This window comes from Rhizobium acidisoli (assembly GCF_002531755.2).
In the GTDB taxonomy this organism is placed as follows: domain Bacteria; phylum Pseudomonadota; class Alphaproteobacteria; order Rhizobiales; family Rhizobiaceae; genus Rhizobium; species Rhizobium acidisoli.
The window spans coordinates 299394-316901 of sequence record NZ_CP035002.1 but is presented as its reverse complement, the minus strand read 5'-3'; the positions used below and the strand labels follow the sequence as shown (position 1 = coordinate 316901).

At 61.4% G+C, this 17508-nt stretch carries 13 protein-coding genes and 2 pseudogenes; 10 read left to right on the top strand and 5 right to left on the bottom strand.

Annotated features, from left to right (window positions below; all coding sequences use genetic code 11):
• The first annotated feature begins 145 nt into the window (after positions 1-145).
• From CO657_RS33850 to CO657_RS33840, 3 genes are all read left to right on the top strand, one after another.
• Positions 146-1600 (top strand): APC family permease, encoded by a 1455-nt coding sequence (locus CO657_RS33850; RefSeq protein ID WP_054183509.1) that lies wholly within the window; start codon positions 146-148, stop codon positions 1598-1600.
• A 61-nt stretch (positions 1601-1661) separates the two neighbouring features.
• Positions 1662-3140: an aldehyde dehydrogenase gene (locus CO657_RS33845; protein WP_054183508.1), complete on the top strand. Its 1479-nt coding sequence runs from the start codon at positions 1662-1664 to the stop codon at positions 3138-3140.
• Positions 3141-3173: 33 nt separating this feature from the next.
• Entirely contained in the window at positions 3174-4355 is a 1182-nt protein-coding gene (locus tag CO657_RS33840; protein ID WP_054183507.1) for a cytochrome P450, read from the top strand.
• A gap of 49 nt (positions 4356-4404) precedes the next feature.
• Here CO657_RS33840 and CO657_RS33835 read toward each other — a convergent pair whose 3' ends face one another.
• Positions 4405-4917, bottom strand: a complete 513-nt coding sequence (locus tag CO657_RS33835; RefSeq protein ID WP_054183506.1) for a flavin reductase — start codon at positions 4915-4917, stop codon at positions 4405-4407.
• A 10-nt stretch (positions 4918-4927) separates the two neighbouring features.
• Positions 4928-6490: a 4-hydroxyphenylacetate 3-hydroxylase N-terminal domain-containing protein gene (locus CO657_RS33830; protein WP_054183505.1), complete on the bottom strand. Its 1563-nt coding sequence runs from the start codon at positions 6488-6490 to the stop codon at positions 4928-4930.
• A 92-nt stretch (positions 6491-6582) separates the two neighbouring features.
• Here CO657_RS33830 and CO657_RS33825 point away from each other — a divergent pair, with 92 nt between their 5' ends.
• Positions 6583-7458 (top strand): helix-turn-helix domain-containing protein, encoded by an 876-nt coding sequence (locus CO657_RS33825; RefSeq protein WP_054183504.1) that lies wholly within the window; start codon positions 6583-6585, stop codon positions 7456-7458.
• Between the two features lie 10 nt (positions 7459-7468).
• Here the strand turns inward: CO657_RS33825 and CO657_RS33820 are convergent.
• Together CO657_RS33820 and CO657_RS33815 are read right to left on the bottom strand one after the other, a co-directional pair.
• A pseudogene (locus CO657_RS33820) lies at positions 7469-8141 on the bottom strand (DMT family transporter); the annotation flags it as partial.
• Between the two features lie 243 nt (positions 8142-8384).
• Positions 8385-9260: a GNAT family N-acetyltransferase gene (locus CO657_RS33815; RefSeq protein ID WP_054183503.1), complete on the bottom strand. Its 876-nt coding sequence runs from the start codon at positions 9258-9260 to the stop codon at positions 8385-8387.
• A 240-nt stretch (positions 9261-9500) separates the two neighbouring features.
• Here CO657_RS33815 and argE point away from each other — a divergent pair, with 240 nt between their 5' ends.
• From argE to CO657_RS33800, 3 genes are read left to right on the top strand one after another with little or no spacing between them, the layout of a single operon-like run.
• Positions 9501-10628 (top strand): acetylornithine deacetylase, encoded by a 1128-nt coding sequence (gene argE, locus CO657_RS33810; RefSeq protein ID WP_054183502.1) that lies wholly within the window; start codon positions 9501-9503, stop codon positions 10626-10628.
• Positions 10629-10644: 16 nt separating this feature from the next.
• On the top strand, positions 10645-11568 hold the full coding sequence (locus tag CO657_RS33805; RefSeq protein ID WP_054183501.1) for a 2-hydroxyacid dehydrogenase: 924 nt from the start codon (positions 10645-10647) through the stop codon (positions 11566-11568).
• Positions 11569-11582: 14 nt separating this feature from the next.
• Positions 11583-11939 (top strand): cupin domain-containing protein, encoded by a 357-nt coding sequence (locus tag CO657_RS33800; protein ID WP_054183500.1) that lies wholly within the window; start codon positions 11583-11585, stop codon positions 11937-11939.
• A 100-nt stretch (positions 11940-12039) separates the two neighbouring features.
• On the opposite strand, the gene CO657_RS33795 is transcribed toward CO657_RS33800, so the two are convergent.
• Positions 12040-12750, bottom strand: a complete 711-nt coding sequence (locus tag CO657_RS33795) for a cupin domain-containing protein (protein WP_054183499.1) — start codon at positions 12748-12750, stop codon at positions 12040-12042.
• Positions 12751-13155: 405 nt separating this feature from the next.
• Here CO657_RS33795 and CO657_RS33790 point away from each other — a divergent pair.
• The 3 genes and pseudogenes from CO657_RS33790 to CO657_RS33780 all read left to right on the top strand — a co-directional run bounded on the left by CO657_RS33790 (position 13156) and on the right by CO657_RS33780 (position 17455).
• Positions 13156-14345 (top strand): annotated as a pseudogene (locus tag CO657_RS33790) (NAD(P)/FAD-dependent oxidoreductase).
• A gap of 103 nt (positions 14346-14448) precedes the next feature.
• Complete coding sequence (locus tag CO657_RS33785; RefSeq protein ID WP_054183497.1) at positions 14449-15903, top strand: aldehyde dehydrogenase family protein; 1455 nt, start codon at positions 14449-14451, stop codon at positions 15901-15903.
• Positions 15904-16459: 556 nt separating this feature from the next.
• On the top strand, positions 16460-17455 hold the full coding sequence (locus CO657_RS33780; protein ID WP_054183496.1) for an ornithine cyclodeaminase family protein: 996 nt from the start codon (positions 16460-16462) through the stop codon (positions 17453-17455).
• Positions 17456-17508 lie beyond the last annotated feature (53 nt).

Below are 17508 nucleotides of genomic sequence, written 5' to 3'. Positions count from 1 at the left end.
AGGTTCAAATAATGAACCGTAAGCGCTGACGGCGGCAAAATCAACAAAAGCCAAAAACACCGTTTGTCAGTCCGGTTCTGGTGGAGGTCGCTTGCGCATATCGCAGCGATGATCGGATGTTCTTAAACAAGGGGAACGAAGGCAGATGAATACGCAAAATTCGCAAAGCCCGGCTGAGAACCAGCTGCGCAAAAACAGTCTCGGCGTCGGCGCCGTGACCTTCCTGGTGGTGTCGGCCGCCGCACCGCTGACGGCGGTTGCCGGCGGCGTGCCGCTGTCGATGATGCTCGGCAACGGAGCGGGCATTCCGCTGACCTTCCTGCTGGTGACCGGAATTCTCCTGCTGTTTGCCGTCGGTTATGTCGCCATGGCGCGCCATATCCGCAATGCCGGCGCCTTCTATGCCTATACCGCCCAGGGCCTCGGCGGCCTGATGGGCGGGGCGGCGGCGCTGATCGCGATCCTCGCCTATAACGCCATGCAGGTCGGCGTTCTCGGCCTCTTCGGCGCGGCGACCAGGGGCTTTTTTGCCGAGCAGCTCGGCCTCGACCTTCCCTGGTGGGTTTGGAGCTATATCGGCATCGCCTTCGTCGCCGTGTTCGGCTACCGGCGGGTCGATCTTTCGGCCAAAGTGCTGATGGTTCTCGTCATTCTCGAATATCTCGTCGTCCTCGTCATCGACGCTGCGATCTTCGCCAAGGGTGGCGACAGCGGCCTCTCTGCCGCACCCTTCACGCCCACCGCTTTCTGGAGTGGAACGCCGGCGATCGGCATCCTGTTCTGCTTCGCCGCCTTCATCGGCTTCGAGGCGACCACCATCTACAGCGAGGAAGCCCGTGAACCGCACAAGACCGTGCCGCGCGCGACTTATATTTCCGTACTGATCATCGGTCTCTTCTACATGCTGACATCATGGCTGATGGTAAATGGCGCCGGCGCCGACAAGCTCGTGCCTGAACTGCAGGGCCTCGCCGATCCCACGACCTTCCTCTTCGGCCTTGCCGAGCGTTATGTCGGCCACTGGATCACCGTGGTGATGAGCGTGCTCTTCATCACCAGCCTGTTTGCCGGCGTCCTTGCCTTCCACAATGGCGTTGCCCGCTACATGTATGTCGCCGGCCGCGAGGGCCTGCTGCCGAAGTCCGTCGGCGTCACGCACCCGGTCTTCCAGAGCCCGCATGTCGGCTCGATCATCCAGACCGTCATTGCCGTGCTCGTGATCGCGCTCTTTGCAGCGACGGGGCAGGATCCGGTGCTGGCGCTCTTCTCCTGGCTCACCAATGTCGCCACGCTGGCCATCATTCTGCTAATGGCCTTCACCGCCTTCTCGATTGTCGTCTTCTTCAGCCGCAATCCGGGGCTTGAGCGTAATGTGCTGGCCGTCAAGGTGCTGCCTGTCGTCACCGGCCTGATCCTCCTGGCGCTGGTCTATTACATCTCGGTGAATTTCGGCGCGATCGCCGGCGCCAACGGTGTGCTCGCGGTGTTCCTGCCGGGTCTCGTGCTGATTGCCGGGATCATCGGATTGCTTGCAGCAGTTCGTTTGAAGTCGGCGGATGCCATCGGTTTTGCTCGGCTGGGCGCCGGGCAGGAAGCCTGACGCGAACCCTATCAACGGTGGCGGATCATATATCCGCCACCCTTTTTCGTGAGAGCATGAGATGCAGGACAAGATCGATCAGTTGCGAACATTGCCCGTTCCCTCCCAATCGCTGTTCATCGACGGAGCCTGGCGCCCCGCGATAAGCGGCACCGCGATGGATGTCATCTCGCCGATCGACGGGGTGAGGCTGACGACGATCGCCGATGCCGGCGCCGAAGATGTCGACCAGGCGGTCAAGGCGGCGCGGCGCGCCTTCGAAAAAGGCAGCTGGTCGCGGGCGGCACCGGCCGAGCGCAAGAAGGTGCTGCTGAAGATCGCCGAGCTGATCGAGAAGAACGCGCTCGAACTCGCGGTGCTCGGCGTGCGCGACAACGGCACGGAAATCTCCATGGCGCTGAAGGCCGAGCCGAGCAGTGCCGCCGGCACCTTCCGCTATTATGCCGAGGCGATCGACAAGGTCTATGGCGAGATCGCTCCGACGGCCGATAATATTCTCGGCCTTATTCATCGCGAGCCGGTGGGCGTCGTTGCCGCCATCGTGCCGTGGAATTTCCCGATGATGATCGGCGCCTGGAAGATTGCGCCGGCACTAGCGGCCGGCAATTCCGTGGTGCTGAAACCGGCCGAGGGCGCGTCGCTGGCGCTGCTGCGGCTCGCCGAACTTTGCACCGAGGCGGGATTGCCGGATGGCGTGCTCAACGTCGTCACCGGGCGCGGCGCCGTCAGCGGCGAAGCCCTCGGACTGCACATGGATATCGATGTGCTCGCCTTTACCGGTTCCGGTCCGGTCGGCCGCCGACTGCTGGAATATTCGGCGCGCTCCAACCTGAAGCGCGTCTATCTCGAACTCGGCGGCAAATCCCCGAACATCGTCTTTGCCGATGCGCCGGATCTCGATCAGGCCGCCAAGATCTCGGCCTACGGCATCTTCCGCAACTCCGGTCAGGTCTGTGTCGCCGGTTCCCGCCTGCTTGTGGAAAAATCGATCCATCGGGAGTTTTCGGAAAAGGTCGCCGGCATCGCCGCGGTCATGAAGGTCGGAGATCCCTTGCAGCTCTCCACCGAAGCCGGTGCGATCTCGAGCGAGATCCAGCTGCAGAAAGACCTTGGTCACGTCGCCCAGGCCGTGTCGGAAGGCGCTCTGCTGCGCACCGGCGGCGCCCGCATCCTGGAGGAGACCGGCGGCTATTACATGCGACCGGCGGTCTTCGATGTGACGCCATCGATGACGCTTGCCCGCGAGGAGGTCTTCGGGCCGATCCTGTCGATCATTCCGTTCGAGACGGAGGTGGAAGCCTTGCAGATCGCCAACGCCACGGAATACGGCCTGGCGTCTGCCGTCTGGACCTCGAACCTGTCACGCGCCCACCGGATGGTGCGCGGCATCCGCGCCGGCGTCGTGCACGTCAACACCTATGGCGGCGCCGACAACAGCGTGCCGCTCGGCGGCGTCAAGCAATCGGGCAACGGCCACGATAAATCGCTGCATGCGCTGGACAAATATATCGATCTGAAAACCGCGTGGATTCAGCTCTGAAACAGGAATCTGGCCAGCAGGAGGAGGCTGCCCATGACTTTCGCCGAAACCATCACCGTCGAGGATCTCGAAGCCGACCCTTATCCGATCTATGCCCAATTGCGGCGGGAGATGCCGGTCGCCTATATCCCCGCCGTCAATCTCTGGTTCGTAACGCGTTTCAAGGATGTCGAATACCTGTCGAAGACGCCGGAAATCTTTACTGCCGCCGTCGAAAGCTCGCCACTCGACCGGACCTGGGGCAAACCCACCATCCTGACCGCTGACGGTCCGGTGCATAAGAATCTACGCAGCGGTGTCGATCCGAAATATCATCCGAAGCGTGTTGCCGCCTATATGGACGATCTGGTCCTGCCGATCGCCCGTGAATGCCATGACCGTTTGCGGGCCAGTGGCGGCGGCGATCTGATGTCGGACTATTTCGAACCCATCTCGATCCTCAGCCTCACCCGTTCACTTGGGCTCGGCCATGTCGATCTCGAAACGCTCAGGCGCTGGTTCTTCGGCTTAGCGCAGGGGGCGATCAATTTCGAATGCGATCCGGATCGGCAGGCCGTCGCCGATGCGATCAGCGCCGAAATCACCGGGATCGTGACGCCCGTGATGCAGAAGCTCATCGAAGAACCGGATGATTCCGCTTTGTCGCATATGCTGCATGACGGCATGCCGGAGGGCGAGACCCGCACCATAGATTTCGTGCTGCCGACACTCAAAGTCCTGCTGCTCGGCGGCATGCAGGAGCCTGGCCACGGAGCGGGTTCGATCATGGCTGGCCTGCTGCAGAACCAGGATCAGTTCTCAGAAGTGAAGGGCAATCCCGATGCGCTTCTGCCGCGGGCCGTCGACGAAGGCTTGCGCTGGGTGACGCCAATCGGCTCACAAACGCGGCAGACGACGCAGCCCGTCGAAATCGGCGGCGTGACGATCCCCGCCAACCAGCCGGTCGCCGCCGTGCTCGCCTCGGCCTCGCATTGCGAAAGCCGGTTCACGGACCCAGGACGCTTCGACATTCACCGCAACGAAGGAAGTCATGCGGCCTTCGGCTTCGGCCATCATTTCTGTGCAGGACGCTGGTTTGCCCGGCAGCAGATCACCTCGGCGCTCCGCTATCTGATCGACCATTCGCCGGAGATCTCGCTCCGTGATGATGGCCCGGTGCAGTTTCGCGGCTGGGAATTCCGTGCTCCCTCGACATTGAATGTCACGCTGCGATAGATAGTACAGCGTAGGACGCATTACCGCTCGCACTCCTCGGCCTCGTGTTCTAGCCTCCGAAACTGCCCACCTGTGTCGGCACGTTGATGTAATTGCGGTCGAAATAGAGCAGCGCATTGCCATCCGCCCGCGAGCGAATGCCGATGACCTGGCCGATGAAGATATGATGCGTGCCGACCAGGCGCGCCTCGGTGAGCCGGCAGTCGAAGGAGACCATGGCGCCGGCCAGCGCCTGGCTTCCCGACGGCATGTCGACCCATTCCGCCGCGGCATAGCGTGCCGCCATATCCGCCTGGCGGCCGGCGAAATAGCCGGCGAGTTCCTGGTGGTCATCCGCGAGGACGTTGACACAAAAGCGATGGTTTTCGAGAAAGACGCCGCACTGAGCCGAGCGACCGTTCATGCAAACCAGCAGTGTCGGCGGTTCGTCGGTGACGCTGCACATGGCGGTGGCGGTGAACCCGCCGCGCCCAGCAGGTCCGTTGGTGGTGATGACGTTGACGGGCGCGCAGACCCTGGCCATCGCATTGCGGAACTCGGTTTTCGAGACTTGCTCCTCCATGGCCGTATCCTCATTCGGCCGCGTTGCGGACGGCGGATATCTCATCGAGCGGCGGCAGCCAGGTATCGCCGGTCCAGCCGGTTTCGTCGTAATCGCTCATGCATTGGTCGACGAGCGCTTCCATCTCCCTCAGCCGTCCGCCGCGCTCGGCGCCCTTCAGTACTTGGAGCCGGACTTCCTCAGGCGCGCCGGCATAGTTGAGTTCGTAGAGCGCGTGACGCCCGCCGAATTCGGTGCCAGTCGCATCCCAAAGCAGTTTCATGATCTTGATGCGCTCGATATGGCCCATGTCGTTGGACCCGCGCACATATTGGGCGAGATAGCGGTCGATCTCGGGATTGCCGAAATCCTTTGTCGAGGAGGGGAGATAGATCAGCCCCGAGGCTACGACCTTGCGCACCGTCTCGATCACGCGCGGATAGGCCTCCGACATGAAGGTGCGGTAGGAGAGCGCTGCCTCCATGTTGGGCAGCACCGCGCCGTTTGCCCATGGCTGCGGATTGTGGGCCATGGCGTTGGAAAACGACCAGAACATGTGGCGCAGCGCAATGACCTCGCCGAGTGCTGCCTGATTGCCGCGGAAAGCGTCGCCGCCGGTGGCGCGCAGCGCCTTGGCCAGCAGCCCCGCCATAAAGTCAAGCTTGACGGCAAAGCGCGTGCAGCCCTGGAAGCAGTAGCCGTGCATGAAGCCGGAGGCCGGATGGAAGGACAGGATCTTGGCCGCATCGCGCAGGACCAGCACGTCCTCCCAGGGTACGAAGACGTTGTCGAGCACCAGGATCGCATCGTTCTCGTCAAAGCGCGACGACAAGGGATAGTCGAAGGGCTGGCCGACGGTATTGGCGGTCTGCTCATAGGAGACGCGGCAGAACATCTTGATCCCCGGCGCATTCATCGGGACGATGAACATGACCGAGAGCGAGGGATCTTCGGTTACCGTCGCCGAGCTCTGGGCGAGGAAGTTGTAATGTGTAAGCGCCGAGGAGGTGGCGACCACCTTGGCGCCGGAGACGTAGATGCCGGCATCGGTTTCCTTGGTGATGTGAACGAAGACATCCTTGACGGCATCGGCCGGCTTGTGCCGGTCGATCGGTGGATTGACGATCGCATGGTTCATGAACAGCGCTGCTTCCTGGGCGCGTTTGTGCCAGGCAAGTGCATTGTCCTTGAACGGCCCATACCAGTCGGCATTGGCGCCGAGCGTGTTCATCAGCGCCGCCTTGTAGTCGGCGGTGCGGCCCATCCAGCCATAGGACATGCGAGCCCAATCGGCGATGGCGCCCTGCTGAGCGACGAGTTCGGCCGAGGATTTGGCGACGCGGAAATATTTATGGGTATAGCCGCCATTGCCGGTATCGGTCGGCGATGTCAGGCGGTCTTTGGTCTTTTCGTCATGCAGCGCATCATACATCCGCGCGATCGAACGCGCCGAATTGCGCATGGAGGGATGTGTCGTGACATCGGCGATGCGTTCGCCATTGATATAGACCTCGCGCCCGTCGCGCAGGCTGGCGAGATATTCGGCGCCGGTGAACGGCCTTGTCTTGTCGCTGCGGTGATCTTCGGCTCGCATAAGCTTTTCCTCCCTGTGATGGGAGGAAACTAAGTCCGAACGGCGCGTGCGGCCATGGACAAAGCCTGCAATTCGCTGGTACTTTTTCCGGCATGGCGACACGAAACGAGGTTCCGAATTTTTTCGTCTATGGCGAGCCGAGCCGCTCGCTCGACGTCGGCTTCCTGCATGTCGAAACGGTGATGGAGCGGAAAACCCTGCATTTCGGCCATGTTTCGCCGCACAAACATCCGCTGATGGGACAGATCACCTATTGGTTTCAGGGCAGCGGAACATATCGGATCGAAGACGAGACTTGGAATTTTTCCGCTCCCGCCGTCAGCTTCGTGCCGAGCAACGTGGTGCATGGGTTCGATGTCGAAGAGCAGTCCGACGCGATCGTCGTCTCGGTCTCCGACGATATGCTGAAGGCGATCGCGCCGCAGGTCGCGCTCAATCTCGATCTGCCGGCCTTTCTGACCGACCAGCCCGCAGATCCGGTATGGGCAAAGCTTTCCACACTCCTCGACATGGTTGCCGAAGACTATCGCGATCGGGGCGCGGAAGGCGAAAAGGTGCTCAGCGGCCTGATTTCCGTCGTGCTCTCGCTGATGGGCCGCATCGGCGGCCACGTCGCCCTACCGTCGACCTCGGCGGCAGTGTCGCTCGGCCTTGCGCTGCGCCGTCTCATCGATCTTCACTATAGGAAGGACTGGCCCGTCGGCGCCTATGTCAACCTGCTTGCAACCACGCCGCATCTGCTCGATAAGGCCGCCCGCGAAGTCTTCGGATTATCAGTCAAGGAATTGCTGCTGGAGCGGCGGACGCTGGAAGCCAAACGCCTGCTGATGTTCACCGTCCGCTCGGTGGAAGACATCGCACGCGAAATCGGATTCGAGGATCCAGCCTATTTCTCCCGCTTCTTCCGCAAGCGCACCGGCGAGGCGCCGGCCACCTGGCGCCGGCGGCATTCGCAGGCGATATCGTGACCAGCGACGGGGCCGCGACCTTGAAGGTGAGCGGCCCCTTCGGTTTGACCGACTGGACAGGCAACTGGATCAGGATGCTGAGGCAAAGGGCCGCCATGCCGACACGCAGCAGCGAAGCGACGAGAGGATCGATACCGCTGAACCATGACCGGCCGGGCGATGATGGAACCGACCGCCTGGCCGGTTGCGGCGCCAAGCCCAAGCAGGACGCCGATCCACAGCGGTCCCTTGATCCTCTCCCATTGATGGATCTGTGACCGGCTCTTGCCGAAAACGATGGCGAGAAAAACGCCTGCGGCCGTCAAAGCAATCCCCGCCACCGCAGAAATCGATAGCGCCTCCCCCAGCACCAGCCAGCCGAGCAGTGAGGCAATCGGAGCATTGAGGGCGAACAGGATGCCGGCGCGACGCGGGCCAAGCCGGTTCAGGGCGGCAAAAAGCAGCGTATCGCCGATGAAGATGCCGATCAGTCCGGACAAGAGCAGCGGACCGACGCTTGCCTCGTCGAGTTGGCGCCAGGATCCGGTCAATATCACATAAAGCGCCAAAAGACCGGTGACGAATACCTGGCGGACCCTGTTGAAGGCCGGCGCGCCGAGATGGCCGGATGGACCCGCCGCGATCAGACCCGTGAAGGCCCAGCACGTTGCCGCTCCGAGCGCGACAAGTTCATGAATTGGCATCTTGCTTCGATCCTCAATGCATATCGCCCGAAAATGTGCAGCTGTTTCGGGTGACATGCATAAAACAAAGGGACCAAAGCGCGGCGCCTGAATCAAGTTTGATGCGACGCGCTTTGGAATCCGGGCGCGGAGCGTTTAAACTTGATCGAAGAGCAACTGTCGAGGGCTGTTCGAAGCGAGGCCACGGATGGCTTCTCAGCCACCGTCATCGACAGGACATCACGCAATATTTGTCAGTATTCTCTAACTGACGGCATGGCCGGCCAAGCCATAGACCGCCGGTTCGCCGTTCGTCCTGTTTAGGAAGCGCCGCCCCTTGGACATGGTCGTCACGGTTTCCGAGACGGCCAGGCGGCTTTGTTGAAGGAACTCGGCGAACAGGCCCTTCTCCCGCGTATCGACACGCGCGAACCGACCTGCCAGATCCTTGAGATGCACGGCTGCGAGATGGATCGCGTCCTGATCGTTGCTCGCCACGATCGGGCCGACGACATGGCCGCGTCCGAACTCGCGACACATGGAATAACCGACGATTTCGTCGCCCCGCCGGAGTGTGCAAATAGCAGCACCTTCCGCAAGCAAAGCAAGCAATTTGCCGCGATCGGTGCCGAAAGCGCGCGCATCGAGAGCATTGATCTCCTCGACATTGTCATTTGACAATTCGTGCAACTGCCCGTTCAGCTCCGGCAGGGGAGGGAGCTTAGGCGCGACATCTCCCTGGTATTGATAGACAATCGCTTCCTTGGTGAAGCCGAGCGAAACATAGAGTCTGTAAGCCGCGTGGGTTGAATTCAGGCTCAGATCGCGGTCGCCGCACTGCTCGAACACCTGTTCCATCAGCCATCGGCCGGTCCCTTGCGCCTGCGTGCGCGGCGATGTGATCACCAGCCCGATCGTGGCGAAGTCATCCCCATGCGGAAACCACATCGCGCTTCCGAACACGCGTCCGATCCCATCGACGGCGACGATGCCAAGCCCAGCACGCCGCAGGATATCCCAGTCCTTCGGCCGGTGCGGCCAGCCGACGCCGATCGACAATGCGTGAAGCAGGCTGACATCGACACTGTTGATATCCTGCGTAATCAATTCGAACGATTTCAGCCGCACTGATTTTTGCATTTTCGGGTATCCGCTCCGTTCGCCAGATCACCAGACTCCCCTGGAGGTAGACAGCGTCTTTGATCCTGCGCCGATTGCAACCAAGTCACAATATCGCACACCAAGGCCGGCAGGATTGGCTTGTTCGCCGCAACAATTCGAAATCTTCAGCTGAACCGAGGCCCCACTCAGCAGGCAAAACTCCTGCCTTTGCTTAGGCTAGTTAGCATCTCGCCCACTCCAAAGGCAACTTGGTCACCCATGAACGTCATAGATATTCTCGCGAGGCTGATCGCGTTCCCTTCCGTTGTCGGAACGCCGAACGGCGCGATTGCCGACTGGATAGGCGACTATTGCCGGGAGGCGGGAGCCGAGGTGACGGTCCATCCCGGCCCGGAAGGTGATCGATGCAACCTTTTCGCGACTATCGGACCACCGGAAGGCCGAGGTTACATTCTGTCGGGGCACATGGATGTCGTGCCGGCCGGCGAACGGGAATGGAGTTCGGACCCTTTCGTCCTGCGCGCGGCGGGAGACAGGCTTTACGGACGCGGCGCCACCGACATGAAAGGTTTCCTCGCCTGCGCGCTCGCCGCATTGCCGAAGCTTGCCGCCATGAACCTGCGGCAGCCGATCCACCTTGCCTTCTCCTATGACGAGGAGGCAGGCAGCCGCGGCGTGCCGCATCTGATCGCAGCACTGCCGACGCTGTGCAATGCGCCGCTGGGTGCAATCATCGGCGAACCGAGCCGGATGCAGGCGGTGCGGGGGCACAAGGGCAAGGCAGCCGTCCGGCTGGAGGTGATCGGGCGATCGGGTCATTCCTCGCGCCCCGATCTCGGGCTGAACGCCATTCATGCTATGGCCAATCTGATCACAGAGGTCGCCGAATACGGCAGGTCCCTGACGAGCGGCCCCTTCCACCATGATTTCGCGCCTCCCTACTCGTCACTGCAGGTTGGTGTCATTTCCGGCGGCCAGTCGGTCAACATCATACCGGATCGCTGCACCGCCGATATCGAGGTTCGCGCCGTGCCGGGCATCTCGCCCTCATCGCTGCTCGAGCCGGTAAAAGCCAGACTCATGGCTCTTAGAGACCAAGGCTTCGAGGTCGGTTGGCACGAGCTGAGCGCCTACCCCGGACTTGCGCTCCCCGAAGACAGCGGACTCGCAGCGCTGCTGACGGGATTGACGGGGCAGGAGCCGCTGGCCGCCGTGAGCTATGGCACGGAGGCCGGGCTCTATCAGCAGGCCGGCATCGATTCCATCATCTGCGGACCGGGGGATATCGCCCGTGCGCACCGGCCCGACGAATACATCGAGATCGGCGAGCTCGCCGCATGCCAGACGATGATCGAGAAGCTCGGCGCCTCCCTTGCCGAAGGCTGAAAGAAGGCGATTATCCATGGCGTTTCTCTTCAACTCCGATGCCACACGCGGGGCGATTTTCCAGGAGGCTTTTGCCCGCGCGCTTCCGGATCTGGAATTCGTCGGGCAGGGCGAACAGGTGGACCCGGACAAAGTGCGCTATCTCCTGACCTGGACGGTCCCCGGCGACATCTCGCGTTACCGTAATCTGGAAGTTTTGTTTTGCATCGGCGCCGGCGTCGATCAGCTCAAACAGGACAGCCTGCCGGACCATGTCGCCCTCGTCCGTATGGTCGAGGACGGCATTATCCGGATGATGCAGGAATACGTCACGCTTGGCGTCCTGACGCTCCACCGGGAGATGCTTGCCTACCGGGAGCTGCAGAGACAGTCGGCCTGGCAGACGCTGGCCGCGCCGCAGGCCGCCGGGCGCAGAATAGGGTTCCTCGGCCTCGGCATCCTGGCGCAGGCGGCGATCGAGCGCTTGAAGCCGTTCCAATTTCCCCTCGCAGGATGGAGCCGTAGCAACAAGCAAATCGATGGCGTCACCTGCCATCATGGCCCGGATGGACTTGCCGATTTTCTGGCCAAGACGGACATTCTGGTCTGCCTGCTGCCGCTGACCGATGAGACACGCGGCATACTCAATGCCGAACTCTTCTCCCAGCTGCCGGCCGGTGCCAGACTGTTGCATGTGGGTCGCGGGCCGCATCTCGACCAGGCGGCGCTAATCGAGGCGCTCGATAGTGGTCGTCTGGCCGCCGCAATGCTCGACGTCACCGATCCCGAGCCGCTGCCGTCAGACCATCCGCTCTGGCAACATCCAAAAGTGGCGATCACGCCGCACATCGCCTCCGTCACCCAGCCGGAAACGGCGGCGCACTCCGTCATCGAAAATATCAGGCGCCACCGCGCCGGCGAAACCCTGATCGGCCTGGTCGATCGGACACGTGGTTATTAAACGAGGAAAAAGAAATGCCGCTTCTGCTGACCATCGACACCGATCCGAACTTTACGCCAAAGCAGGCAGTGCCGGACGAGGAACGGCTGATTTCCGGAAATCCGGCCTACAAGACCTGGGCACAGGATGCCTCAAAAGGCGAAAAGGTGCTCACCGGCATCTGGGAAGCGACACCAGGCGAGCACCATTCCATCAAGGGTACGGTCTACGAATTCTGCCACATCATTTCCGGTGTCGTTGAGATCGACGAAAAAGACGGGGAGACAAAGACGTATCGCGCCGGCGACAGTTTCGTGATGAAGCCTGGTTTTGTCGGCGTCTGGCGCACCATCGAAACCGTGCGCAAGATCTATGTCTGCGTTTATGACTGAGGGCCGCCGACGGCGCGCCCGAAGAAGGGCGCGCCTCTTATATCCGGCAATCGCGTGCTGAAAACAAACGAGGAGGCCGATCCGCTTTGGCGCGGCAGGATTAGCCTTCGGCGATGACAAAGATCTTCTTGAGGTTGCCGTGAATTGAAATACGGTTCACCGTCCCGCGGCCGACGAAGATCGCGTCTCCCGGCCCGACAGATGTTAGCGTCCCGTCGCCATCAGTCACATCAGCCTGCCCCTCCAGGATGTACATCAATTCATGGACGGGATGAGGGCGTGACAGCCGGATGTGCGGCGTCGTTGCCCAGACACCAGCCCGAAACCCGGCCGTTTCATCGGAAAATGCCCTGAAGAGACGGCACTCAGGCGTGTCCCCTTCCACGAACTGCGTCGGAGGCGGCGGGGAGGGGGCAAGCGTCACATCCCTGTCGATCGCCACGACGCCCTGCGTGCTCGATGTCGCCGCGGTCGTTGCGCAGAAGATCCACCGCGTGCCTTTTTCCGCTTCCGCCGTAATGTCCTCGCCCCGGCCGATGACCACGCTGTCGCCGGACGTCAGATGAAACGTCAAGCCGCCCGAGTGCAGGACCAGACGCCCTGCCACGACGACCAGGCATTCCGTGTGGGGAAAGCTGGCGATCGAGGCTTTTCCGTTCCAATCGACCGACCCGGCGAAAACCCCGCCCGAAGCGCTCCAGACGACATTGCGGCCGGCCGCGAATATGCCGTCTGACCCCAAGGCGCTTCGTTTGCCTTCCGGGGCCGATCCGCTTTTGGCCTCGAAGACCAGAATGGCTTTACCGGTCATCACGTCACTCCCGTTTTGGTGAGATATTCATAGGCTGATGCTGCTGCCGATGGGCCGCGGGCCCATTTTCCGGGAGCCGGGGCAGTGCCTTTCCCGGTCCTTGGCTGGGAAAGGCCGCGGGATCGAATTCTGCATAGATCCTAATCCGTGGCTTCAAAGGGCGCGCTGCGGAGTTGGCGCATAAACAGAATATCCTGTGGTTTGCGGCCCCCAACACAGGCAATTGTTGCGAAACAAAGCCGCCTGCGCCGCACCTCTCCAGCGCAAGCAGGCCTATACTTCCTGCATCGGATCAGACGAGCATAAGGGCATGCGCCAATGAAATTTGCGTCCTACTGGCATGACACCTCGATCCCCTTCGCCGGAGGCCTCGCCGACCCCGTCTCGGGAGATTTCCAGGTTGCGGTGATCGGCGCCGGTTTCACCGGGCTGAACGCCGCGCGCACGCTGGCGCAATCCGGTGTGAAGGTCGCTCTGCTGGAAGCCGAGCACGTCGGCTATGGCGCGTCCGGCCGCAATGGCGGGCACCTCAACAGCGGCCATTTCGCAAGCTTCGGCGCCGCCAGGCAGCATCTCGGGGAAGACCGGGCGCGCCGCTTGTGGCGGGCCTATGACGACTCGATCGACATGATCGAACGGATCATCGAGGAAGAAAACATCGCATGCGATTTCCGCAGGGGCGGCAAGCTCAAGCTTGCTTCGAAGCCCTCTCATGTCGGCAAGCTGCAGGCGATGGCCGAAGAAATCCGCCGCGAGGTCGACCCATCAGCCGAATGGCTGACGCGCGAGGACCTCCGCAAGGAGGTGGTTTCGGATGCCTTCCATGGCGGGATTCTCTATCCGAAATCCGCCATGATGCACATGGGGCGCTACGCCAACGGCGTGGCGCAGGCGGCCCATCGCCACGGCGCGGCGATCTGGGAGCGCAACCCCGTCACTGCCCGCGAGCGCGTGCCGAATGGATGGCGGCTCACCACGCCGACCGGCTCGCTGACCGCCCGCCAGGTCATCCTGGCGACCGATGCCTATACGCCAAGCGTCTTCAATTATTTCCGCCGAAGGCTGATGCCGATCGCGTCCTTCATCATTGTGACACGCCCGCTCACCCCGCAGGAAGTCGCCGCGACGGTTCCCGGCAACCGCAATTTCACCAACTCCCTCAACATCGCCAACTATTTCCGCCTGACGCCGGACAACCGCATGCTGTTCGGGGGAGGGCGAGATTTTCGGCCGTGTCAAACCAGAAAACCGACGTCAACTCCGGCCAGTTTCTGCGCCAGCAGATGGTCGGCATGTTTCCGCAGCTTGCAGACGTCGGGATCGACTATTGCTGGGGCGGCCTCGTCGGCTGCACGCAAGACCGTTATCCGCGCGCAGGCAGCGCCGAGGGTGTCATTTATAGCATGGGCTATTCCGGCCACGGCGCCCAGCTCTCGACCTTCATGGGCAGCGCGTTGGCCCATATGGCGATGGGGCGCAAGGACGCCAATCCGCTCGACGGCTTCGCATGGCCCGCCGTTCCGATGCATACGGGAAACCCGTGGTTCCTGCCCATCGTCGGCACCTACTACCGCATGAAGGACCTGCTGCCCTGACCGATCCCAGCGCCGGGCTAGTCGCGGCTTCGACAGCCTCGCGCAGGACGGCCCCCGTTCCCTACCGATCCTCCGCGCCTAATGCCGCATGAAGGACCCTTAAATGATCACGCCTCTCGAACATCTGTCCCGCAACGGTCGTCTGGACAAGTTCTTCATCGACGGTCGATGGCTCGAACCGAGGGGCAGCGCCAAGGGTGTCGTGGTCAATCCTGCCACGGAAGAGACGGTGACCCAGTTTGCGCTGGGCAACGGCGAGGATGTCGACGCTGCGGTTTCCGCCGCCCGGCGGGCCTTCGCCACCTGGAGCCGGACCACGCCGGAATGCCGCGCGGATCTGCTCGATCGCCTGCAGGCGCTGCTCGAAGCGCGCAGCGAACTGTTCGCGCAGTGCCTGAGCCTCGAAATGGGCGCGGCGATCGGATATGCACGCAGCGCGCAGGTGCCGCTGGCGATCGCCCATGTCAAGGTCGCCCGCGATCTCCTGGAGGCCTTCCCCTTTGTCAAGCAGCGCGGCCACACCGCCGTCACCCACGAACCGATCGGCGTCTGCGCACTGATCACCCCGTGGAACTGGCCGCTCTACCAGATCACCGCCAAAGTTTCGCCGGCACTCGCCGCGGGCTGCACGGTCGTGCTGAAGCCCAGCGAGCTTTCGCCTCTCGGCGCGCTGCTGTTTGCAGAGACGATCGAGGAGGCAGGCTTCCCCAACGGCGTCTTCAACCTCGTCAATGGTGATGGCCCCTGCGTCGGTTCGGCTCTTGCGTCCCATCCGGATGTCGACATGATTTCGATTACCGGCTCTACCCGCGCCGGTATCGCCGTGGCCCAGGCCGCCGCACCGACCGTCAAGCGCGTCGCGCAGGAGCTTGGCGGCAAGTCGCCGAACGTGATCCTGCCGGACGCCGATCTCGACCGCGCCGTTTCCCTGGGCGTAGCGGCTGCCTTCCGCAATCTCGGCCAATCATGCAGCGCGCCGACACGGATGATCGCGCCGCGCGCGCTGCTGTCCGACAGCGAGTCCATCGCAAGGAGAGCCGCAGATGAGATCGTGGTCGGTGATCCTCTTTCAGAAGCCAGCACTCATGGCGCGATCGCCAACCGCGCCCAGTTCGATCGGATCCAGACCATGATCGGTGTCGGGATTGCCGAAGGCGCGACGCTCGTTACCGGCGGCGAGGGGCGTCCGGCCGGTCTGAATGCCGGGTTCTACGTTAAACCGACGATTTTCTCGCAGGTGCGCACGGATATGCGCATCGCCCAGGAGGAGATCTTCGGCCCCGTTCTCTGCCTCATCCCCTACGACACGGTGGAGGAAGCCATCGCCATCGCCAACCATACCGTCTACGGCCTGGGTGCGCATGTACAGGGCAAGGATATAGAGGTCGTCAAGAACGTCGCGTCACGGATCCGCTGCGGTCAAGTGCATCTCAACTATCCGGCCTGGGATCCACACGCACCTTTTGGCGGCTTCAAACAATCTGGAAATGGACGCGAATTCGGCATCGAGGGCATGCTGGAATACCTCGAGGTCAAATCCATCCTTGGCTACTTTTAGCATCACGCCGCGGCGCCATCCCCGATGGATTTGGCATTACCGACGGCACCCTCGAGGTTTCGCTCAATAGTCGACATGACGAAATAACAGATGCAGAGCGAGCGAGATGGAAGAGCCCAGAATTGCGGCCGCGGTCTTCCATTCCGCTCTACACCGGCAATCCCTGGTTCATGCCGGCTGTCATCCGGACCTACAGGATGCAGGACTGCATCGCCCTCTGCCGCGCCAGCCGCTGATACTCGCACACATCAATAAACCCGGTGCGAAGTGCCTGTGCGTGGAGCTGGAAATCGATGCCACGAGTGTTTCTACAATTCTTGCTTTGTGAGTGTTCCCGGCGACAGTCGGCCGCCGAAGCTGCAAAAACAAGATGTGCTGTTGAGATGCGGAAAACGGTATCTCCGACCGCGCTGGCGGGGACCGTCGATGCATGCTGCTTTTCCCGTTCCACTAAATTTAAATATACCGTGGGCACCTATAGCGGCACCAATACGGCATGCATCATAACGGCCGCAATAACACCGCCAGGTATGCTCCAGCTCGAGAGATAGCGATCATGAAAACGCTCCTGCTTACAAAAGAAGAAGTAGACGGGCTGATCTGTATGCACGAAGTCATTGGTGCAGTGGAAGAAGCGTACAAAGCTTTCAACAGCGATCAGGTGCTGCAGCCCGGTTATATTGGGATACATCTCCCGTCACCTCGTGGGGAAGTGGACTTCAAGCTTGGCTATAACAAAGCGAATGAAGTGATTTCCATGAAGGCGTCTTCCGGAGGTTTCATCGACAACCCGACCGCACATGGGGTGCCTAGCGGCATGGGCACGATCCTCCTGTTCGATGCCAGAAGCTGCGCGCTGACCTGCGTCATGGACGGAAGCCTGATCACCGGCCTCAGAACCGGAGCCGCTGGAGCTGTTTCCGTGAAAGCATTGGCACGGAAAAACGCCAGGACAGTCGCTTCGATCGGCACAGGAAACCAGGCGAGAATGCAGATCCGGGCAATCAACGAGATCATGACGATCGAAGAGGTCCACGCCTGGGATAGTCATCCGGATACGCTTGCCAGATACAAGAGGGATATCGAGACCGAGTTCGGTATTCCCGTCGTCATGCCAAATTCCAAAAGGGAGGCCGTTGAGCAGGCCGATATCCTGGTTACGACGACCCGCGGGAAAGGCTCGCTTGTGGAAGCGGATTGGGTCAAAGCTGGCACGCACATCGTGGCCATCGGTACCGATCAGCAGGGCAAACAGGAACTGGACCCGGAGATATTCAGGAACGCCAAGGTGGTCGTCGATTCAATGGCGCAGTGTGCCGAGAAGGGTGAGACCTGGCATCCGCTGAATAAAAAAATTATCGCCAAAGACGACATTCATGGAGAGATCGGCGAGATTTTGGTGGGCAAAAAACCGGGCAGAGAAAACGATCATGAGGTTACCATTTTTGACTCCACGGGAATGGCTATCCAAGACAATGTTGCAGCGAGCAGGATTTACCAGAACGCAATAGATAGGGGCGTCGGAACGTTCTTTGAATTCTTCAAATCATGACCTGCGGGTCGTGCGCTCTTCCAGTCGCCTTGTGAGCCGATCCAAGGCTTGGC

What these genes read in the sequence shown, in the direction of transcription:
- CO657_RS33825 (WP_054183504.1), top strand. Translation starts at nt 6,583, where the DNA reads ATGGCGACACGAAACGAGGTTCCGAATTTTTTCGTCTATGGCGAGCCG.
- argE (WP_054183502.1), top strand. Translation starts at nt 9,501, where the DNA reads ATGAACGTCATAGATATTCTCGCGAGGCTGATCGCGTTCCCTTCCGTT.
- CO657_RS33800 (WP_054183500.1), top strand. Translation starts at nt 11,583, where the DNA reads ATGCCGCTTCTGCTGACCATCGACACCGATCCGAACTTTACGCCAAAG.
- CO657_RS33830 (WP_054183505.1), bottom strand. Translation starts at nt 6,490, where the DNA reads ATGCGAGCCGAAGATCACCGCAGCGACAAGACAAGGCCGTTCACCGGC.
- CO657_RS33805 (WP_054183501.1), top strand. Translation starts at nt 10,645, where the DNA reads ATGGCGTTTCTCTTCAACTCCGATGCCACACGCGGGGCGATTTTCCAG.
- CO657_RS33815 (WP_054183503.1), bottom strand. Translation starts at nt 9,260, where the DNA reads ATGCAAAAATCAGTGCGGCTGAAATCGTTCGAATTGATTACGCAGGAT.
- CO657_RS33850 (WP_054183509.1), top strand. Translation starts at nt 146, where the DNA reads ATGAATACGCAAAATTCGCAAAGCCCGGCTGAGAACCAGCTGCGCAAA.
- CO657_RS33785 (WP_054183497.1), top strand. Translation starts at nt 14,449, where the DNA reads ATGATCACGCCTCTCGAACATCTGTCCCGCAACGGTCGTCTGGACAAG.
- CO657_RS33845 (WP_054183508.1), top strand. Translation starts at nt 1,662, where the DNA reads ATGCAGGACAAGATCGATCAGTTGCGAACATTGCCCGTTCCCTCCCAA.
- CO657_RS33795 (WP_054183499.1), bottom strand. Translation starts at nt 12,750, where the DNA reads ATGACCGGTAAAGCCATTCTGGTCTTCGAGGCCAAAAGCGGATCGGCC.
- CO657_RS33780 (WP_054183496.1), top strand. Translation starts at nt 16,460, where the DNA reads ATGAAAACGCTCCTGCTTACAAAAGAAGAAGTAGACGGGCTGATCTGT.
- CO657_RS33840 (WP_054183507.1), top strand. Translation starts at nt 3,174, where the DNA reads ATGACTTTCGCCGAAACCATCACCGTCGAGGATCTCGAAGCCGACCCT.
- CO657_RS33835 (WP_054183506.1), bottom strand. Translation starts at nt 4,917, where the DNA reads ATGGAGGAGCAAGTCTCGAAAACCGAGTTCCGCAATGCGATGGCCAGG.